Source organism: Bacillus salipaludis, assembly GCF_004358205.1.
On sequence record NZ_SMYO01000007.1, the window covers coordinates 282,641 to 299,904 of the forward strand.

General features: G+C 39.9%; 18 protein-coding genes. 16 read left to right on the forward strand and 2 right to left on the reverse strand.

What is annotated here, in order from left to right:
* Positions 1-385: 385 nt before the first annotated feature.
* The 10 genes from E2K98_RS16905 (at position 386) to E2K98_RS16950 (ending at position 9,869) form a co-directional block, all read left to right on the forward strand.
* Complete coding sequence (locus E2K98_RS16905; RefSeq protein WP_133336214.1) at positions 386-1,729, forward strand: aspartate aminotransferase family protein; 1,344 nt, start codon at positions 386-388, stop codon at positions 1,727-1,729.
* 15 nt (positions 1,730-1,744) lie between these two features.
* The gene (locus tag E2K98_RS16910; RefSeq protein ID WP_133336115.1) at positions 1,745-2,437 is read left to right on the forward strand and encodes a CoA transferase subunit A; all 693 of its coding nucleotides are present in this window, start codon (positions 1,745-1,747) and stop codon (positions 2,435-2,437) included.
* Positions 2,422-3,087, forward strand: a complete 666-nt coding sequence (locus E2K98_RS16915; RefSeq protein WP_133336117.1) for a 3-oxoacid CoA-transferase subunit B — start codon at positions 2,422-2,424, stop codon at positions 3,085-3,087. Before E2K98_RS16910 ends, E2K98_RS16915 begins: the two co-directional genes overlap by 16 nt.
* 32 nt (positions 3,088-3,119) lie before the next feature.
* On the forward strand, positions 3,120-4,388 hold the full coding sequence (locus E2K98_RS16920; RefSeq protein WP_133336119.1) for a peptidase: 1,269 nt from the start codon (positions 3,120-3,122) through the stop codon (positions 4,386-4,388).
* Between the two features lie 109 nt (positions 4,389-4,497).
* Positions 4,498-5,355, forward strand: coding sequence for a putative beta-lysine N-acetyltransferase (ablB, locus tag E2K98_RS16925; RefSeq protein ID WP_133336121.1), 858 nt, complete (start codon positions 4,498-4,500; stop codon positions 5,353-5,355).
* Between the two features lie 66 nt (positions 5,356-5,421).
* Positions 5,422-6,822 (forward strand): sigma-54 interaction domain-containing protein, encoded by a 1,401-nt coding sequence (locus E2K98_RS16930; RefSeq protein WP_133336123.1) that lies wholly within the window; start codon positions 5,422-5,424, stop codon positions 6,820-6,822.
* Positions 6,823-6,977: 155 nt separating this feature from the next.
* Positions 6,978-8,405 (forward strand): lysine 2,3-aminomutase, encoded by a 1,428-nt coding sequence (gene kamA, locus E2K98_RS16935; RefSeq protein ID WP_133336125.1) that lies wholly within the window; start codon positions 6,978-6,980, stop codon positions 8,403-8,405.
* Between the two features lie 11 nt (positions 8,406-8,416).
* Positions 8,417-8,701 carry a YokU family protein gene (locus tag E2K98_RS16940; RefSeq protein ID WP_133336127.1) on the forward strand — a complete coding sequence of 95 codons (285 nt, stop codon included), beginning with the start codon at positions 8,417-8,419 and terminating at the stop codon, positions 8,699-8,701.
* A 106-nt stretch (positions 8,702-8,807) separates the two neighbouring features.
* Positions 8,808-9,029: a YozE family protein gene (locus tag E2K98_RS16945; RefSeq protein WP_026576604.1), complete on the forward strand. Its 222-nt coding sequence runs from the start codon at positions 8,808-8,810 to the stop codon at positions 9,027-9,029.
* Between the two features lie 144 nt (positions 9,030-9,173).
* On the forward strand, positions 9,174-9,869 hold the full coding sequence (locus E2K98_RS16950) for a hypothetical protein (protein ID WP_026576603.1): 696 nt from the start codon (positions 9,174-9,176) through the stop codon (positions 9,867-9,869).
* Between the two features lie 5 nt (positions 9,870-9,874).
* Here E2K98_RS16950 and E2K98_RS31020 read toward each other — a convergent pair whose 3' ends face one another.
* On the reverse strand, positions 9,875-10,042 hold the full coding sequence (locus E2K98_RS31020; protein ID WP_165976302.1) for a hypothetical protein: 168 nt from the start codon (positions 10,040-10,042) through the stop codon (positions 9,875-9,877).
* Between the two features lie 188 nt (positions 10,043-10,230).
* Between E2K98_RS31020 and E2K98_RS16955 the strand changes: the two genes are divergently transcribed.
* From E2K98_RS16955 to E2K98_RS16970, 4 genes are all read left to right on the forward strand, one after another.
* Positions 10,231-10,404, forward strand: a complete 174-nt coding sequence (locus E2K98_RS16955) for a YozD family protein (RefSeq protein ID WP_071355860.1) — start codon at positions 10,231-10,233, stop codon at positions 10,402-10,404.
* Between the two features lie 1,253 nt (positions 10,405-11,657).
* Positions 11,658-12,449, forward strand: a complete 792-nt coding sequence (locus E2K98_RS16960; RefSeq protein ID WP_133336129.1) for a serine/threonine protein kinase — start codon at positions 11,658-11,660, stop codon at positions 12,447-12,449.
* 15 nt (positions 12,450-12,464) lie between these two features.
* Complete coding sequence (locus tag E2K98_RS16965) at positions 12,465-13,235, forward strand: sporulation protein (protein WP_133336131.1); 771 nt, start codon at positions 12,465-12,467, stop codon at positions 13,233-13,235.
* Between the two features lie 166 nt (positions 13,236-13,401).
* Positions 13,402-13,710, forward strand: a complete 309-nt coding sequence (locus E2K98_RS16970) for a YodL domain-containing protein (protein WP_133336133.1) — start codon at positions 13,402-13,404, stop codon at positions 13,708-13,710.
* Positions 13,711-13,736: 26 nt separating this feature from the next.
* Here the strand turns inward: E2K98_RS16970 and E2K98_RS32060 are convergent, their stop codons facing one another.
* Entirely contained in the window at positions 13,737-13,868 is a 132-nt protein-coding gene (locus E2K98_RS32060; RefSeq protein WP_268884107.1) for a hypothetical protein, read from the reverse strand.
* A 184-nt stretch (positions 13,869-14,052) separates the two neighbouring features.
* On the opposite strand from E2K98_RS32060, the gene deoD reads away from it, so the two are divergent.
* Positions 14,053-14,757: a purine-nucleoside phosphorylase gene (deoD, locus tag E2K98_RS16975; protein WP_133336135.1), complete on the forward strand. Its 705-nt coding sequence runs from the start codon at positions 14,053-14,055 to the stop codon at positions 14,755-14,757.
* A 188-nt stretch (positions 14,758-14,945) separates the two neighbouring features.
* Positions 14,946-17,138, forward strand: a complete 2,193-nt coding sequence (locus E2K98_RS16980) for a heavy metal translocating P-type ATPase (protein ID WP_133336137.1) — start codon at positions 14,946-14,948, stop codon at positions 17,136-17,138.
* Positions 17,139-17,264: the final 126 nt, after the last annotated feature.

A 17,264-nucleotide genomic window follows, 5' to 3' on the forward strand; every position in this document is an offset into this window, starting at 1 on the left:
AGCGAACCCAGTCGTTCAATTGGCGAAAATTGCGATCCAATCAGCGAACTGCCTAAATCCAGTGGGGAGTCTCCGCAAAATATATCCGCTAGATCCGTATGAAGTCGCCAATCAGCGAAAAAACGGATTCTATTGGCGAAAAATCGAGTCCAATCAGCAAAACCAACAACGCACATATCTCTTCAAAAACCACAACCTTCGTGCGAGCGCTTTATAAAATTTCAGACTTCTCGCAGGGGTTGAAAAATTTGCAGCGAACATTATTGAATGTACCCTAATCCCAACTAATAAGCACCAGGAAAAAATCTGCCCACCACATATGCACCAACATCGGGTCATACAATTTAGTAAAGCAGACTTAGCTAAAAGGGAAGTGGTGTCAATGGTGGAACGCACCTATTTAATTAAACCAATGATGGACGAAATATACCCCGTTATCGATTATGGCAAAGGGGTCTATCTATACGATTTAGAAGGAAAAAAATATCTTGATGCCGCTTCAGGAGCAGTCACAGCAAATATTGGGCATGGAGTCCAAGAAATAATTGAAGCAATGAATAAACAGGCAGAAAAAGTATCATTCGTTTATCGTTCGCAGTTTACCAGTCATCCCGCAGAAGAACTAGCTAAAAAAATAGCAGAAATGACACCCGGGGACCTTAATTGGAGCTTTTTTGTCAACAGTGGGTCGGAAGCAACCGAAACTGCTATGAAAATGGCCATTCAATACTGGCAAGAAAAAGGGATCCAAACGAAAACAAAAATTTTATCAAGGTGGGTGAGCTATCACGGCATCACAATGGGGGCCCTTTCCATGTCAGGGCATACCGCCAGAAGGGCTAGATTTGTACCATTACTAGAAGACTTCCCTGTAATCAATCCGCCCTATTGTTATCGCTGCCCCTATAATCTTGAACCAACAACCTGCGCCTATCAATGTGCGCAAGAATTAGAAACGGCAATCAATCGGATTGGTGCCGAAAAAATTGCTGCCTTCATAGCAGAGCCTGTCATTGGAGCAGCCGGAGGCGCGATTACCCCGCCAAAGGATTATTTTAAAGTTATAAAAAATATCTGTGACCAATACGATATTCTTTTTATCGCAGATGAAGTCATGACCGGTTTTGGTCGTACTGGCACAATTCTTGCATTAGAACAATATGGGGTAATACCGGATCTTGTTACCTTTGGAAAGGGTATGGGGGCCGGATATGCTCCAATTGCTGCTGCCGTTGCAAGCGAGAAAGTTATGGAGCCCATCTTAGCTGGTACGAAATCCGTCATGAGTGGTCATACCTTGAGCGCAAACCCGCAAACCTGTGCCGTTTCCCTGGCTGTCCTCGAATACCTTGAAAAAAACGAGATTGTAAAAGAAGTAGAATGTAAGAGTGTTTATTTAAGAAATCTACTAGAAAAACTACAAACTCAATTCTCATTTATTGGCGAGGTACGGGGAAAAGGGCTTTTGCTCGGACTAGAGTTTGTTGAGGACAAAACAACAAAACGGCCCTTCCCAAGAAAAGCCGCCGTAACTCAAACGATTGTCACCCTCGCAAAGGAAAAAGGGCTTCTCGTTTACCCTGCCGGAGCGGGTACGGATGGGGTGAACGGAGATTCCATTATCATTTCCCCTCCATTAACCATAACCAAAAGGGAAATGGAAGAAATCTTTAGTTTATTAAAAGCAACATTTGAAGCGTTTTCAAAACAACTAGCTGAACAAGTTTAGGATGGTGGTGTTGGGATGGAAAATCCATTTGGGAAAATTACAACACTGGAAAAAGTAATGGAGTTTTTCCATGACGGAATGTCATTGTTGTTCGGAGGCTTTGGCGGGGTTGGATCGCCCCCGACACTTATCGATGGGATCTTAGAAAAGGGAATTCGAGATTTAACGCTAATAGGGAACGATACAGGATTTCCTCACATCGGGATAGGGAAAATTGTCAGTCAAGAGCGGGCGGTGAAAGTGATTGCCTCCCATATTGGTTCAAATCCTATTGCAGGGAATTTAATGCATGAAGGGAAGCTTGAGGTGGAATTTTCACCTCAGGGAATTTTATCCGAACGAATCCGCGCAGGTGGAGTTGGCCTCCCCGGGATTCTATCCGATATCGGGATGGACATTGATATGGTCGCAAAAAACAAACCGGTTATGACCTTAAATGGAAAGGATTATCTCGTTGAAACCCCGCTGACGGCGGAAGTTGCCATCATTTATGCTAAGAAAGCAGATGAATATGGGAATTTAATTTATGACAAGAGTGCTAGAAACAATAATCCACTCGTAGCGATGGCAGGAGATTTGACGATTGTGGAAGTAGAAGAAATCGTCCCAATGGGCTGTCTGAATCCGGAGGAAATTATCACTCCGGGTGTGTTCGTAGATTATATTATTCCTTCTAAGGGGGTGAATTGGAAATGGGCATGGGAGTAGATATCCGCAATCAAATGGCAAGACGCGCCTCCGAAGAAATTAAGAATGGTATGGTTGTCAACCTTGGGATTGGAATCCCTTCGCTCGTGCCCAATCACCTTCCTAGAGATATGAAAGTGATGTTTCATGCTGAAAACGGAATCACCGGAATGGGCCCTAGTCCACAAAAGGGGTCAGAAGATGAAAATTTATGTAATGCCGGTGGATTTCCGGTCACACTTACCAGCGGCGGGTCTTACTGTGACAGTGCGATAGCTTTTGGCATGATCCGCAGGGGCAGAGTCGATATCACTGTACTGGGTTCCCTCCAGGTTAGCCAAAAAGGTGATCTTGCAAACTGGATTGTTCCAGGGAAAAAGGTTCCGGGAATGGGAGGGGCAATGGAGCTTGCTCAAAAGGCGAAAAAGGTCATCGTCTTAATGAATCATTGTGATAAGTTTAGCAATCCGAAAATAGTAAAAGAGTGCACATTGCCATTAACTTCCTCTGCCTGTGTGGATTTGATTATTACAGAGATGGCTGTTTTTAAAGTGACAGAAAAAGGGTTGATCCTAAGCGAACTATTTGCCCCATTTAATTTAGAATATGTTAAAGAAAAAACGGGCTGTGAATTTATCGTTAGTGAGCAGATTCGGAAGATACCTTATTAATTTTTTCATTTGGCATCAAAGGAGTGAATCGATTGAAAACGAAAGAAGATCGAGTGAAAAATTGGCTGAATGATAACCGGAACCGGGGTGCTAAGCTTTTACAATTAATGGTTCAGGAAAACAGTACCAGAGGAAATGAAAGCGGTGCCCAGGCCATCGTGATCGAAAAGTGCCGGCAGCTTGGGCTGGATTTGGATATTTGGGAAATTAACAATGATGAATTAAAAAATCATCCAGCCTTTTGCTGTGACCGTCAAAGCTTTGAAGGCAATCCCAATTTAGTTGCCGTATTAAAAGGTACGGGCGGGGGAAAATCAATTATCCTTAATGGTCACATCGATGTAGTGCCTGTTGGGGATGAAAAAAACTGGTCGCATGACCCTTTTAGCGGGCGAATTGAAAAGGGAAAGTTATTTGGACGCGGGTCGACAGATATGAAAGGCGGTTCAGCAGCCCTTCTTCTTGCAATCGAATCCTTAATCGAAACAGGAATCAAGCTCAAGGGAGATGTCATTTTTCAGAGTGTGATTGAAGAAGAGAGCGGCGGTGCCGGAACGCTCGCAGCCGTTTTAAGGGGATATCGTGCCGATGGAGCAATTATTCCTGAGCCCACCAACATGAAGATTTTTCCTAAACAGCAAGGCTCCATGTGGTTTCGGATAACGGTGAAAGGGCGGGCTGCCCATGGGGGAACAAGGTATGAGGGAATTAGTGCGATTGAGAAATCTGTTCGTGTCATTGAGCGCCTGCAGCAATTAGAGAAAGACCGAAACGCGAGAATATCCGATCCCCTTTTTGATTCGATTCCAATTCCCATTCCAATTAATATTGGAAAAATAAATAGTGGGGAATGGCCTTCCTCTGTTCCGGATTTAGCCTTTATCGAAGGTAGAATGGGAATTGCTCCTGATGAAACCATTCCATCAGCTAAGCTGGAAATGGAAAATTGTTTACAGGAATTAAATCAGTGTGATGAATGGTTCAGGGCAAACCCCCTTCAGATAGAATGGTTTGGCGGACGATGGATTCCTGGGTCTCTTGAAAGTGATCATCCATTAATGAAAGAATTATCGGCTAGTTTCCAAGAAATTACCGGTGAAGCTCCCGTAATTGAAGCAAGTCCTTGGGGAACGGATGGGGGAATTCTGTCATCTGTTGGGAATACGCCAGTGGTCGTATTTGGCCCTGGAATTACCGAAACCGCACATGATGCCGATGAACATATCGAACTTGAAGACCTATATATCGCAAGTGAAATTATCGCACGAACCTTAATAAAATGGTGCGTGGTTAGTGAATAATTGGAAAAAGAGCCCTAAATCTTTAGATTATGTAAAGGCCTGACTTTTTCCAGTCAGGTATTTTTTTATGGCAATAATCTGCTAATATTAAAAAATAGGAGTGATTGAAATGACTGAAACAGCTACAACTATTATCATTGAGGAAAATAATTTTTATTTAAATGCTTACGTAGACCTATTTAATAAACGAATTCGCGTTGATGATTATCGAGGGAATACTAGTTTAGTATTAAAGCAGGCAGAAGAACTTGTTCATCAACACAAAGCGGAAAAATTAATTGTTAAAGGCCGTGCGGAGGATCTTCAATTATTTTATGAAAAGGGCCTGCAGCCTGAGGCTATTCTTGATCGTTATTTTCTCGGTTCAGATGCGTATTTCTTTTCGAAATTTTACACAGTAGAACGGAAAAAGAATGAGTATTGGATAAAAGAGGATGAAATCCTTCAAGGCATCTATCAATTGAACCCTTCAGTTGAAAAACCTTATCCGCCAAAAGAGTACGAGTTGAAAAAAGCCGATGAAAGCTTCGCTGAGCAACTTGCAACCCTTTATGGCCAGGTTTTTGAAATTTATCCAACTCCAATGAATGACCCGGAATATGTGAAAAAGACGATGCAGGAGGGGACGGTTTATTATGTCTTCTTCCATGAAGGAAAAATTGTCAGCGCCGCATCCGCCGAGATTAATGCATTTTACAAAAATGCTGAGTTAACCGATTGTGCGACACTTCCAGAGTACCGAGGAAAATATGGTTTAATGAAAATCCTCCTTAAGGAGCTTGAAGGGGAATTAAAGAGACAAGGTGTTTTTTGTGCTTATTCCATTGCAAGATCACTTTCCTTTGGCATGAATGCTGCTTTATTTCAACTGGGATATGGCTACCGGGGAAGATTTATGAATAATTGCTATATTTACGACAAGCTTGAAGATATGAATATGTGGGTGAAGAATCTGACAAACTGCTAAATTTTCGGCTTTAGTGACGAATTTTCGGCACCTCGTTTTGTAATGAATTTTGGCAGGTGAAAATAGTTGATTCAATTAACAGCGTTAACATCAGAAGTTCTTACAGCCATATTAAGTAGCATTGACGAAGGAATTCACGTCGTTAATACGAATGGGGAAACTATCTATTACAATGAAGTAGCAGCAAAACATGATGGAATGGAAGTAAAAGAGGTACAGGGCAAGCATTTATTTGACGCCTTTCCTTCCCTGACGGAGGAATCAAGTACCCTTCTAAAGGTCATTAAGACCAAGAAGCCTATTTATAATCAAACACAGGTCTATGTAAATTTACATGGGACAAGGATTGATACCATCAATACGACCTTACCGATCTTTCTTGAAAAGGAAGTCATTGGTGCTGTTGAAATTGCGAAGGACTATTCAAGGATGAAGCTGCTTGCAGAGAGACTTTTAGACTTGCAAAAGGGCTTAAATAAAGGAAGCAAGAAAAAAACGGTAAATGATGTAAAGTACACTCTAGATGATTTAAAAACAGAGAATGATATCTTTAAAAATATGAAAAACGAAGCAAAAAAGCTGGCAAAATCAGATGCTCCGATCCTTGTATATGGTGAGTCAGGTACAGGAAAAGAATTGTTTGTTCAAGGAATTCACTATGAATCACGTCGAAGCGATGGGCCATTTATCGCACAAAACTGTGCCGCAATACCTGAATCTCTGCTGGAGAGTATTCTTTTCGGGACCGCGAAAGGAAGCTACACTGGTGCAGTTGAGCGTAAAGGGTTATTTGAACTTGCAGATGGCGGAACGCTTTTCCTCGACGAATTACATGCCATGCCAGTGGAATTGCAGGCAAAGCTTTTAAGGGTATTAGAAGATGGTATCGTAAGGAGAGTGGGGAGCGCGCAGAATATCGCTGTTGATGTTCGGGTGATTGCGGCCATGAATGTTCATCCGACTGTAGCATTAGAGGAGCAAAAGATTCGCTATGACGTTTATTATCGGTTAAATGTCTTTACCTTTTCACTGCTGCCGCTCCGGGACAGGCCAGAAGATATATTCTTTCTAACAGACCATTTTATTAAAGGTTTTAATCAAAAATTGCAAAAAAACGTAAAGGGATTAGATGATCGCCTCACTGCTTTCTTTAGGGACTATGCTTGGCCAGGCAATGTCAGGGAGTTAAAGCATACAATTGAATACATGATGAACATATGTGAAGGAAACAATCTAACAAATGAAGATTTGCCGATTATGCTTAGACAGCAGGCTGTAACCCATAAGCCTAAGCGGATTGAAGTAGAAAGTGAGACCCTTTCATTAAGAAAAAACATGGAGGAGCTTGAGAAGAAACTAATTGAAAATGCGCTTAGCGAGTCAGGCGGAAATATCAATCAAGCTGCTAAGCTATTAGAAATTCCAAGACAGACCCTTCAATATAAACTGAAGAAAACAAGTTTTTAGATGCCGAATTTTCGGCATCTTTTTTATTAAAATTATGAATTTTCGATTAAAACTCCAACTATTTTAAAAAGAAATGGATATTATCAAGGTTTTATCGCTTTGGCACACTTCTTGCATATTGATAAAGTGTAAACATTGAATGGAGGAATGCAGTTATGAAACAAACTTTATACAAGCCAGAGCGTCACTGGAAAGATATTGAGCTTTGGAAGGATGTAACCGAAGAGCAATGGAACGACTGGCTATGGCAATTAACAAATACCATCCGTACAGTGGATGATTTAAAAAAGGTCATTAATTTAACTCCTGAAGAAGAAGAAGGCGTTAAAATTTCAACTAAGACGATTCCTTTAAATATTACACCCTATTATGCTTCACTTATGAATCCAGATGATCCGCGTTGTCCAATTCGGATGCAATCTGTTCCGATTTCAGCAGAAATCCATAAAACAAAATATGATTTGGAAGACCCATTACATGAAGACGAGGATTCACCAGTTCCAGGCTTAACACATCGTTATCCGGATCGTGTTCTTTTCCTAGTAACCAATCAGTGTTCTATGTATTGCCGTTACTGTACAAGAAGACGTTTCTCCGGCCAAGTTGGTATGGGCGTTCCAAAGAAACAGCTAGACGCAGCGATTAATTATATTCGTAATACTCCACAGGTTCGCGATGTGTTAATTTCCGGCGGTGACGGATTGTTAATTAACGACAATATTTTAGAATACATTTTGAAAAATTTAAGGGAAATTGACCATGTTGAAATTATCCGTATCGGAACAAGAGCACCGGTTGTATTCCCGCAACGTATTACTGAAAACCTTTGCAATATTTTGAAAAAGTATCATCCAATCTGGCTGAATACTCACTTTAATACATCAATTGAAATCACTGAGGAATCAAAGAAAGCATGTGAAATGCTTGCAAATGCGGGTGTACCGATTGGGAACCAAGCTGTTATCCTTGCCGGAATTAATGACAGCGTAGCAATCATGAAAAAATTAATGCATGATCTTGTCAAAATTCGTGTTCGTCCTTACTATATTTATCAATGTGACCTATCAGAAGGAATTGGACACTTCCGTGCACCAGTATCAAAAGGATTGGAAATCATTGAAGGTTTACGTGGACATACGAGCGGCTATGCGGTACCTACATTCGTTGTAGATGCTCCTGGAGGCGGCGGAAAAATTTCCTTGCAGCCAAACTATCTTATTTCTCAAAGTCCTGAAAAAGTTGTTCTTCGTAACTTTGAAGGTGTTATTACTTCTTATCCGGAACCAGAAAACTATGTTCCAGGGAAAGCAGAAGCTTATTTCGAAGGAATCTATCCTGAATATCAAGAAAAACGCTCCTTGGCGGGAATTGCCGGCATCATGAATGACCAGCACTTTAACCTTATTCCTGAAGGTCTAACACGTTTAGATCGCCGCAATGATTACACTCAAGACCCTGAACATCATTCATTAAAGGATAACCGCAGCAAGCGGGATGAGATGAAGGAGAAGAAATTCCAAGCACTTGCAAAGAAGGAAGAATTGAAAAAAACCGGTACAGCAAATGATCAAGCAAAAGAATAGGGGGTTCCGTCATGAGCCAAAGTTGTGAATGGTGCGACAGCACGAATATTAATGAAATTTCCGATTCAGTATATTGGGAATTGCCGGATGGAACAAGAGCCATTGAAATAACGGATACCCCTGCAGTTTCCTGCAGTGAGTGTGCAATGATCTATCAAAAAGAAGCGACTGTTAAGGGAATTGAAGATCAATTATATTTAATTGATTGCAAACAAATTGGAAAAACTATTACCTATCAGGAATTAATGAATATTCCAAGATTATTAAAGAAAAATTACTTTGATTTTTCTTCATAAGATTCTAAACAGCCAGCAGGATTGCCGGCTGTTTTTTGCTTTTCTCTAGACGAAGGGTTTTCTTTCCGTTATAGTTTTCTTTAAAAACATGAAGGGTGTTTTTTTAATGAGGAAATCCTTTTATCATTTTTTAATGAAATACAGACATCCCGAGCCAAAGGATGCGATTAGCAGATTTGCAAATGAAGCTTTCGAGGATCACAGCTTTCCAAAAACTTCAGAGGATTACAATGATCTATCCTCCTACCTTGAACTAAATGGACATTATTTAGAATCAATGGCGGTATTTGATGAAGCCTGGCAGGAATATCTTTTATCGGAAAAATAATGCTTGAATCGTCTCTAAAAAAAGGGGCGATTTTTTTATTTTCTTTACTTACTTAATTTTTCACTTGCATGTGCCGGTAAATAAATTAGTGCATATACTATTGTAATCAAAATTCACGGCTCAACACCTGAGAGGATGGAGGATATGGAGAAACGAAAAAAACCGAAGTATAAGATCGGTGATACGGTCGTGATTACGATGTATGGTACAGTTGGCAAGGTTACAGATATCAAATGGCTTGATGATCGATACGTCTACGAGGTAAATAAGAGCGATGGCCTTTTTGTTGAATCGGGACTTCAGCTACTTTCAGAATATGAAGGTACTGTGATGGAGCAGGAGCAAATCGATATTGAGTATAAGTTTTTTTTCGGTGATTTGGTTCAAGTGAGCGGGTATGGCGCCGATTTATTTAAAATTGTCGGCTTTAGAACCGAAATCTGGCGCTACAAAGAGGATGCATGGGAAGATGTCATTTATGAGCTCTCACGGGTAAGTGATGGGGAATGGCTTGAAGCAGGAGAGGAAGAATTAACTCTTGTTGCAGATGCAGAGAGTGCAGATACGTTTATCCAAAAACTAGGTCTCCTATACTTAATTAACAAACAGCAGAAACCAGCCAAAACTCAAAAACTACAAAATACCATCAGAAAAGCAGAGTATGAAGAAATCGAGCGAAAAAAAGAAAAAAAAGAGTTAATTGATAATTTACTGGATATATTCAATGATTATCGAATTTTATATGAACTATTTCACGATCAAGAATACTACCATGTGATGAGAGTAATCCTTAGAAAATTGGAAAGCCTCGTGAATAACGATGGTAAAAGCCATGTATAGACTTGCTACCACCTCGTAATTTCGAATAAGAGATACAGAACAAGAGGAATTCCGCCCCATTTAATAAAAAAGAATAATAAATTCGTAATCTTTTCAAATAACTGGAGGGTGAAACCATCCTCCCGATTCACGTCTTCAATAAATGCCTCTAATTTCATTTGTAAGTTTGACATCATCTCACCTCAGAATTGTTCTTTTCACCATCCTATGCTTGTCCAAATCAAAATAGACATGTTTTTTAAGAGGAAAATCGGTAATAATGAAAGCTATTACAATTTGAAACCGACTTTGCATTTTTGTGAACTTACTAGCATGAAAAAGCCTGTTTCATCATAGATTTTCTAAAAAGGGGGCGATGCTAATGAGAGAAATTGAAGTATTTATTGATACAGAAGAAATCGCAGAATTTTTCTTTCATGAGCTTGTAAAAAGGGGATACGTTCCTAGTGATGAGGAATTGGAAGAACTTGCAGATATCACCTTCGAATATTTAATCGAAAAAAGTATTATCGATGAAGAAATTCAAGATGAATAATCTTTTAGAATAAAGCGAACAAAGGCGAGCCTAAGATGCTCGCTCAGGCTGTCGAAAATCTTTCGATAGCTTTTTATTTTGTTTGCCCTCTTTAACAATTCACCGCATTAATTTATTTCGATGTTATTAGAGTTTAGTCTGTGCAATAAGTCTGTTGATTTACGCTACAGGCACTTCGCTTTCCGCGGGCGTGCCGGGGGAGCCTCCTCGTCGCTTCGCTCCTGCGGGGTCTCCCCAGCCCCGTACTCCCGCAGGACATTGAATTGCTTCCTCGAATCCGCCCACGCACGAAGGAAATGCGATAGCATTTCCGAGGAGTCTTCGTGCCTTCCGCTCCAATCAACAGGTGCATTCAATAAAAATTTCAACTCCTAAACTATTTATAATAAGTGAGAATTTGATGTTTAAGCTAATAGAGGTTACTCAAAGTGAGTATGAATTTGTTTCTTTTATGAATTAGTTCCAAATGACCCTCTTTTAGGCTTGATTGCAATAATATTGATTTTTCGGTTCTTCTTGAAAATGTTTATACTTATTGTAATGAGGATAATTGCCGCTGAACTGATCCGCTTATACTTTTTAAGATATGTTTATTAGGTATCTTTTGGGATGCGTTCTGAAAGAAAATATGGTTGAAGGACTTGTTTTATTTACGGAATTGACCCGTTTAAAAGCATGCACAAAAAACATAAATTTACAAATACGTAAAGGTAGAGACTGGCGAATATTTGGAGGAATTAATAATTGATTTGCCCCCCTGTTGATTGGAGCGGAGGGCACTCGACTCCTGCGGGATAGAGAGGTCACTGGAGACCCCACAGGCGCAAGCGCCGAGGAGGCTCCAGGACCTACCCGCGGAAAGCGAGTGACCGGAGCGGAAATCAACAGGCCCTTTTGGAGGGCTAGCAATTAAAATTGGTATTTAGATTTAGCAAAGAAAAAAATTGCCGAGCATAAGATGCTCGTTTTTTGTTTTTAAATGAAAAATTTTACGAAACCTTTTGATATATCCTTCGTATACATGAGTAGTCAGAGATGAAGGAGGGAAGCGGATGTTTAAAAAAATTCTAAAATCGATTTTGAATAACAAACTTAATTCTCATAAATACTCATCTTCAAGCGACGCATGGAAAAAAATGAAACATCATAAACATAACCAACTCGGGTCTTATCATTATAAGAAAAAATATAAAAGTGGAAGCTTTATGTCTAGTTTTTTTAGCAGCTAAGCCAATGATTGAAGGAATTACGATATGTGGAAGAGAATGATTCATACTGTCTCTGGGTTCATCGAAAGACCGTTTCCAAAAGATGCGCTAATTGAGAATCGATATAAAGTAATCGACATAATAGGTGCGGGCAGCTATGGTTTTTGTTATCTTGTGGTTGATCAAACGGATCATGAAATAAAGGTGTTAAAAACATTAAGGCTTCACAAAAGAATAACAGATTCCGGAAAAAGCAGCTTCGAGTTCGAAAAAAAACTTTTGGCATCGATTGAACATCAAGGATTTCCCCAATATTTTGAAGAGGGAGTCCATAAAGGGATTCCTTTTTACACGATGGAATATCTGAATGGGAAAAATTTTGAGCAGCTGATCTTTATCGAAGGAAAAAATTTTTCAGAAAAAGAGGTCTTTTTAATCGCCAGTCAATTGCTGCAACTTATAGGGCATCTACATGACAGACAAATCATTCATCGAGATATTCGTATTCCAAATGTTATTGTTGCAGATTCTACAATCCGGCTTATTGATTTTGGGCTGGCTCGGAAACTAAATCAACTGGATGCCACGAAACGTAAATGGAAAAGAGACCTGCGAAAAGAAATCAACCCGCAAGCTGATTTTTATGGTCTTGGTCATTTTCTTTTATTTTTGCTTTATTCTGATTTTCCATTACCTAATGATAAAAAGGAAAGAAGCTGGGAAGAGGAACTATCGATTTCAAGCGGGGCAAAGCATATTATTAGACGGCTTTTGCAAATTGAGCCAGAGTATGAAAATTGCAGACAAATTGAAACAGATATTTTAGAGGTTATATAGGGGGGAAACCACCAGATGTCATTTTTTAATAAGGTTTTTGCAAGTGTTGGAATAGGAGCGGCAACCGTCGATACAAAGCTTGAAAAGGATACGTATATGCCAGGTGAAACGGTAAAGGGAATCGTTGAAGTAAGTGGCGGCAAGGTTGAACAGCAGGTTGACGATATTTATTTATCATTAAATACAACATACTTAAGGGAAGCCGATGACCGTAAATATTCGGTTACTGCTTGTATTGATCGTTTTCGTTTAACTAGCCCTTTTATGATTCAAGTAAATGAAAAAAAGCGGATTCCTTTTTCTTTCCAGCTTCCAGAGGATACTCCTGTTTCGATTGGCAGATCGAAGGTTTGGGTGTCTACAGGATTAGATATTAAAAACGGGGTAGACCCAAGTGATAAGGATTACTTAAAGGTTGTGCCGAATCCATTAATGACAGCGGTCTTTAATGCAATTGACAATTTAGGGTTCCGCATTCGCGAAGCTGATTGTGAAGAGGCACCGCATCGGTTGCGGCGGAGATTGCCATTTGTTCAAGAGTTTGAATTTGTTCCAGCATCCGGACCGTTCCGTGGGAGATTAGATGAATTAGAAGTGGTTTTCTTTCCTTCAGCCAATGGGTCCATGGACATTATGCTGCAGGTTGACCGCCGTGCCAGGGGATTAGCCGGGCTATTTTCAGAGGCACTGGAAATGGATGAAACAAATGTAAGATTAAACGTTACAAATGCGGACATTCCGTCTTTACAACCAAAAATCGAGAGTGTTATCCATAGATACGCTTAAGCCTTTTACGATGAAGCCTCAGGTTTCATCGTTTTTTTTTTTAGCATTTTCTTTTCAATTTAATGAAAGAATATATTTTTCGACAAAATTAGACCTTTTTCTTGGAAGGAATCGATAGGGTGTTTCTTTAATTAATATAGTAATAATCTTTGATTGGAGGAATATGATGATCAGAATGCTAACCCGAAGAGCAAATATGCAATATGATGTGACGATCTTTCAAACTCCAAAGTACAGAGAGCGTAAAGGCTATAAGGCTGTATACCGGACGTACATTAAAGCAAATAACCGTGAACAATGCCTTCAGGAAACATTTAGCTGTTTTAATGTGGCCGACCGAATCCCTGACAATTATAAAGGACGGTTCCTTTCGACTGGGGATATCATTTTGATCGATGAAGGAAGGGGCGGGCAGCATTACTTCCAATTAAAATCTGGCGGCTGGGAGCCAATAAATCGCCTTCTCATCCGCTAGGAACGTTTAAAAACCTAAGGAAATCCTTAGGTTCTTTTTCGGCCGCCTGTAGCTTGATGTTCTTTTGCATGTGCCTCATGTTCAGCCACTATCGCTTCCGGCGGAATATGATTATTTTTCTTAGGTGAAGCTGTGCGGTTTCGATGTTTTTTTCCCATTCCTTAATCCTCCCTCCTTTTTTTCTTCATAAAATAGTTTCCCACAAAAATAAAAATTCATGTCCGTTCTTAGATTGGTTTTTCATTACAAAATGATTGTGATATATTGTCATTGGTGGGTAGAATATCCACACCAGGGAATAATCGATTTTGATTTTCCTAAGATATGATTGGAGGATTATAAATGAGCGTACATATTGCAGCGAAAGAAAATGATATTGCTGAAACAGTCCTGCTTCCAGGAGATCCGCTTAGGGCAAAATATATTGCAGAAACCTTTTTAGAGGGTGCAGTATGCTATAACGAAGTTCGCAATATGTTTGGTTTTACTGGTACCTATAAAGGAAAAAAAGTTTCTGTTCAAGGAACAGGCATGGGGATTCCATCGATTTCAATTTATGTAAACGAATTAATCCAAAGCTATAATGTCCAAAACTTAATCCGTGTTGGAACCTGCGGTGCCATCCAAAAGGATGTAAAGGTTAGGGACGTTATTTTGGCGATGTCAAGCTCCACTGATTCTAATATGAATCGTCTTACATTTGGTGGAATTGATTATGCCCCAACAGCCGACTTCGATTTATTAAAAAAAGCCTATGATTCAGGCATTGAAAAAGGGTTAAATTTGAAGGTTGGCAGCGTCTTTACTGCTGATATGTTCTACAATGATAATGCAGAACATGAAAAATGGGCCCAATATCAAATTCTTGCACTTGAAATGGAAACAACCGCACTTTATACACTTGCTGCTAAATTCGGCCGCAAAGCGCTTTCTGTTCTAACTGTAAGTGATCATCTACTTACTGGTGAGGAAACGACTGCTGAGGAAAGACAACTAACCTTTAATGATATGATTGAGGTAGCATTAGAAGCCGCAATAAATGAATAAAATATCAACATAACTCTTCTTGGTTCATACTAAGAGGGGTTTTTTGTTTTTAAGAAAGGAACTATATCACCCTGTGGAGAATTTAATAATGACTAGGTGTGACAACAATCATCAAAAAATTGTCGAATTAATGTAGAATGAATGTAAACCGTCATGTTTTATTAAAGATTGTGTGGTGAATTATTTTTATGAAAGAAGAACTCAAGTTAGATATTACCGGGATGACTTGTGCAGCCTGTTCAGCAAGAATCGAAAAAGTCCTGAATAAGATGGATGGTGTCGAGGCCAATGTAAATTTAGCAATGGAATCAGCCGCTGTATCTTATGAAAATGAAATAGTTTCGAGTGATGAAATTATCGGAAAAATAGAAAAACTTGGCTATGGGGCAACTGAAACAGAGGATCGAAATGTAAAAGCACAACATAAGGAAGAAGAGCTGCAACAACGAAAGAATAAACTTTTGTTTTCGTTTCTTTTATCGATTCCCTTACTTTACACTATGCTTGCCCATATCCCTTGGGATTTTGGATTTCCTATGCCTCCTATTTTAATGAATCCATGGTTTCAATTGCTGCTGGCTACGCCGATTCAGTTTTATATCGGGGGTCCGTTTTATACAAGTGCATTTAATGCATTGAAAAATAAAAGTGCAAACATGGATGTCCTCGTTGCGCTCGGTACTTCGGCCGCCTATTTTTACAGTCTTACAGAAGGGGTTAAAACGATCGGAAATCCCTATTACGCTCCCCGCCTTTATTTTGAAACGAGTGCTGTCCTGATTACATTAATTCTGTTGGGCAAATTTTTTGAGGCTCTTGCAAAAGGACGGACGACGGAGGCAATTTCGAAACTGTTAGGACTGCAGGCAAAAGAAGCAACCATTTTAAAAAACGGAAACGAAATCAGAGTTCCACTTGACGAGGTGAAGGTTGCAGATGCTGTTATCGTAAAGCCTGGCGAGAAAATTCCGGTAGACGGGGAGGTTGTTTCCGGACAATCTTCCGTAGATGAATCCATGATTACAGGTGAATCCATTCCGGTTGAAAAAATGATCGGGGATCCTGTTATTGGGTCAACCCTCAATAAAAATGGTACGTTAACAATAAAAGCAACAAAGGTTGGGAAAAATACGGCACTAGCCGGGATCATTAAAATTGTGGAGGAAGCGCAGGGAAGTAAAGCCCCGATTCAAAGGGTTGCTGACACAATTTCAGGTTATTTTGTTCCAGTGGTTGTGGCTTTATCAATTTTAACCTTCTTAATCTGGTACATAATCGTGGAACCTGGCCATTTCCCTTCTGCATTTGAAACGGCTATTGCCGTCCTTGTCATTGCCTGTCCATGCTCGCTTGGACTTGCGACCCCGACCTCCATAATGGTCGGAACTGGCAAAGGGGCGGAAATGGGAATTTTATTTAAAGGTGGAGAACATTTAGAAACCGCCCATAAAATCAATGCAATTGTCCTTGATAAAACAGGGACGATAACAAAAGGGCAGCCAACCGTTACCGATTTTATTGCCTATCAGGATGATAAGAAGGTCCTGCAATATCTTGTTTCTGTAGAGAAGTCGTCAGAACACCCACTGGCAGAAGCCATTGTCCAATTCGGAATGTCAAAAAGAACAAGTACACTTCCGGTCAAACGATTTACAGCCGTTCCGGGTCACGGAATTGAGGCGAAAATTGGTGATGAAGAGGTGGTAATTGGAACAAAGAAGCTGATGGAGATCAGAGGGATTCAATATCAAACTGTTCAAAATGACCTTCTCCACTTTGAAAGCCAGGGTAAAACTGCAATGTTTATTGCAATTCAAGGAACAATAATGGGAATTATCGCAGTTGCCGATACTGTAAAAGAAAATGCCAAGCTGGCAGTTGATCAATTAAAGCAGCTCGGGATAGAAGTATATATGTTAACAGGAGATAATGAAGGTACCGCTAAAGCAATTGCTGGTCAGGTAGGCATTCAGAATGTAATTGCCGAGGTTTTGCCGGACGAAAAGGCAAATCAAATTAAGGAACTTCAATTGCAAGGGAAAAAAGTGGCGATGGTGGGCGATGGAATTAATGATGCTCCGGCACTTGCTCTTGCTGATATCGGAATTGCGATTGGAACAGGTACGGATGTAGCCATTGAAGTAGCTGATATTACCATACTTGGTGGAGAGTTGACATTAATTCCAAAAGCAATCGCATTAAGTAAAAAAACGATGTTAAATATTCGCCAAAACCTTTTCTGGGCTCTCATTTACAACTCCGCCGGAATACCGGTCGCTGCCTTAGGCTTCCTTGCGCCATGGGTAGCAGGAGCGGCAATGGCATTCAGTTCAGTATCAGTCGTAACCAATTCACTTCGTTTAAAACGGATTAAAATTTAATTTCATTTTTGGCGCTGCCTAATGGGGAGTGCCACTTTTTTAGACAACTTTATCTTTTCTTTGTTAATTTTAATAAAAAGATGTTATTCTAAACACTAAGGGTTCATTTTTCATAGAAGACTTATA

Bases quoted from the DNA above. Each gene is read 5' to 3' on its own strand.
- E2K98_RS16915 (WP_133336117.1), top strand. From the start codon at position 2,422: ATGGGCATGGGAGTAGATATCCGCAATCAAATGGCAAGACGCGCCTCC.
- E2K98_RS16980 (WP_133336137.1), top strand. From the start codon at position 14,946: ATGAAAGAAGAACTCAAGTTAGATATTACCGGGATGACTTGTGCAGCC.
- E2K98_RS16940 (WP_133336127.1), top strand. From the start codon at position 8,417: ATGAGCCAAAGTTGTGAATGGTGCGACAGCACGAATATTAATGAAATT.
- E2K98_RS16910 (WP_133336115.1), top strand. From the start codon at position 1,745: ATGGAAAATCCATTTGGGAAAATTACAACACTGGAAAAAGTAATGGAG.
- E2K98_RS32060 (WP_268884107.1), bottom strand. From the start codon at position 13,868: ATGGGAAAAAAACATCGAAACCGCACAGCTTCACCTAAGAAAAATAAT.
- E2K98_RS16965 (WP_133336131.1), top strand. From the start codon at position 12,465: ATGTCATTTTTTAATAAGGTTTTTGCAAGTGTTGGAATAGGAGCGGCA.
- kamA (WP_133336125.1), top strand. From the start codon at position 6,978: ATGAAACAAACTTTATACAAGCCAGAGCGTCACTGGAAAGATATTGAG.
- E2K98_RS16945 (WP_026576604.1), top strand. From the start codon at position 8,808: ATGAGGAAATCCTTTTATCATTTTTTAATGAAATACAGACATCCCGAG.
- E2K98_RS16955 (WP_071355860.1), top strand. From the start codon at position 10,231: ATGAGAGAAATTGAAGTATTTATTGATACAGAAGAAATCGCAGAATTT.
- E2K98_RS31020 (WP_165976302.1), bottom strand. From the start codon at position 10,042: ATGTCAAACTTACAAATGAAATTAGAGGCATTTATTGAAGACGTGAAT.
- E2K98_RS16950 (WP_026576603.1), top strand. From the start codon at position 9,174: ATGGAGAAACGAAAAAAACCGAAGTATAAGATCGGTGATACGGTCGTG.
- E2K98_RS16960 (WP_133336129.1), top strand. From the start codon at position 11,658: ATGTGGAAGAGAATGATTCATACTGTCTCTGGGTTCATCGAAAGACCG.
- deoD (WP_133336135.1), top strand. From the start codon at position 14,053: ATGAGCGTACATATTGCAGCGAAAGAAAATGATATTGCTGAAACAGTC.
- ablB (WP_133336121.1), top strand. From the start codon at position 4,498: ATGACTGAAACAGCTACAACTATTATCATTGAGGAAAATAATTTTTAT.
- E2K98_RS16970 (WP_133336133.1), top strand. From the start codon at position 13,402: ATGATCAGAATGCTAACCCGAAGAGCAAATATGCAATATGATGTGACG.